The 2,105-nt window shown below is 59.1% G+C and carries 3 protein-coding genes; 2 read left to right on the forward strand and 1 reads right to left on the reverse strand.

Going from position 1 to position 2,105, the window contains the following annotated elements; translation table 11 throughout:
* Positions 1-600, reverse strand: a 600-nt coding sequence (locus RTS12_RS20695) for a rhomboid family intramembrane serine protease (RefSeq protein WP_312532041.1), incomplete at its 3' end; no start/stop codon positions are given.
* Between the two features lie 97 nt (positions 601-697).
* Here RTS12_RS20695 and trpS point away from each other — a divergent pair.
* Together trpS and RTS12_RS20705 are read left to right on the forward strand one after the other, a co-directional pair.
* Entirely contained in the window at positions 698-1,717 is a 1,020-nt protein-coding gene (trpS, locus tag RTS12_RS20700; RefSeq protein ID WP_312532043.1) for a tryptophan--tRNA ligase, read from the forward strand.
* Between the two features lie 66 nt (positions 1,718-1,783).
* The coding region (locus RTS12_RS20705; RefSeq protein WP_312532045.1) for a homocysteine S-methyltransferase family protein at positions 1,784-2,105 on the forward strand (322 nt) is incomplete at its 3' end.

A 2,105-nucleotide genomic window follows, 5' to 3' on the forward strand; every position in this document is an offset into this window, starting at 1 on the left:
AAAGATGATGCCAAAGACCAGCTGAAACAGCAGCAGCATGCCGATCAGGCTAAAGGCGCGCATACGGTTGGCATTCTCTTGGCCCAGCCGCAGCCACAGCAAAAAGGTAAAGGCCCCGACAAAGCCGTAAACGGCCGGATAGCCACCAATCAAAGGCTCAAACCGGGTCTGCGGGAACAGTCCTGCGATCAGCGTATAAATCAGCGCCCCGCCAATCGCCGAGCCGAGGAAAAGCGCGACCACCGCCCAGGCGCGAAATTGATTGGCGATCAGATTGCCCAAAGCCAAGGTGAATGCGATCACGAACACGGCCTGGGTCAACGACAAATTGACAAAGGGATAGGTCACAAGGCGCAAAAGCTGCTGGGGGATGATCTGGCCATGGCTCCACATGTCCAGAAGCATATTCGGGGCAAAGGCCGATTTCTCGGCTGCGATCTGGCGCATGGCCATCCCCCTGCCCGCACCGCCATTGCCTGCGCTGAGAAATCCCAACCGCGCCAGCCCGAATACAGCCTCGCAGGCGATCATGGGCAGCGCCAGCAGCCAGACCACCGCAGGGACTGGATTAAGTGGCGATTCCTCGAATCCTTGACGCATCAACGACATCCTTTCCGGCATGCTCTTGACAGGGCGGTTGCGCCTGCTTCGGCCAAGGGGTAAGCCAGCAACTGAGAATTTCCAAGCAGGTACTGGCATGTCGACAAGCTTCCAACCCCGTATCTTTTCTGGAATCCAGCCTTCTGGTGGCCTGACTTTGGGCAACTATCTGGGCGCATTGCGCCGTTTTGCTGGCTTTCAGGGGACTGGCCCCGAGACGATTTACTGCGTCGTGGACCTGCATGCGATAACTGTCTGGCAAGATCCGGCCGAATTGACGCGTCGCACGCGCGAAATCGCTGCCGCCTTCATGGCCTCGGGTGTCGACCCAGAGCAATCCATCCTGTTCAACCAAAGCCAGGTTCCGGCCCATGCCGAATTGGCCTGGCTGTTCAACTGTGTCGCGCGTCTGGGCTGGATGAACCGCATGACCCAGTTCAAGGACAAAGCGGGCAAGAACAGCGAAAACGTCAGCCTTGGCCTTTATGCCTATCCCTCGCTGATGGCTGCCGACATTCTGGCCTATCACGCAACCGCCGTTCCGGTGGGCGAGGACCAGAAACAGCATGTCGAGCTGACCCGCGACATTGCTGCCAAGTTCAACCATGACTATGGCGTCGAATTCTTTCCTGCGCCCGAGCCCCTGATCGAAGGCACAGCAACCCGCGTGATGTCCTTGCGTGATGGCAGCAAGAAGATGTCGAAATCGGACCCATCCGATGCCAGCCGCATCAACCTGACCGATGATGCAGATACGATCGTGCAGAAAATCCGCAAAGCACGGACCGATGCCGAACCTCTGCCCGCCACTGCCGAGGGGCTGAAAGACCGCCCCGAGGCGCGCAATCTGGTCAATGTCTATGCCGCCCTGACTGGCGAAAGCGTCGAAGACATCCTGGGCCGCTTTGAAGGTCAGGGTTTTGGCACATTCAAACCTGCATTGGCCGAGGTCGCGGTCGAGATTTTGGCACCGATTACTGCGAAAATGACGCAGTTCATGGCAGACCCGGCAGAAATTGACTGTATTCTGGGTCGAGGGGCCGAGCGCGCACAGGCAATTGCATATCCCATTGTCGAACAGACCAAGGGGATCATGGGCATGATCCGCTCGCGCTAGGTCGCTATCGTAGCCGCCGGACCAAAAGGACCGGCGGTCCTGCCGTGATAAGCTGGAGGATTCCGTTTGGGAACCGATCCGCTGAGCCGACTTCTGGATGCGCGCGAATGGCTGTTGGCCGATGGCGCCACCGGGACGAACCTTTACAATATGGGCCTTGCTCCTGGCGAGGCGCCTGATTTGTGGTGTGAAAAGCACCCAGACAAGGTGCGCGCCCTGCATCATGGCATGGTTGCTGCGGGATCAGATCTGATCTTGACCAACAGCTTTGGCGCCAATGCCTGCCGGCTGCGCATCGCCGGCGCGGCTGATCGCGTGCAATCGCTGAATATTGCGGCCGCACGGCTGGCGCGCGAAGCGGCCGACGCTGCCGGGCGCCAGGTTCTGG

The sequence above is a fragment of the Paracoccus sp. (in: a-proteobacteria) genome (assembly GCF_032007265.1).
Lineage (GTDB): Bacteria > Pseudomonadota > Alphaproteobacteria > Rhodobacterales > Rhodobacteraceae > Paracoccus.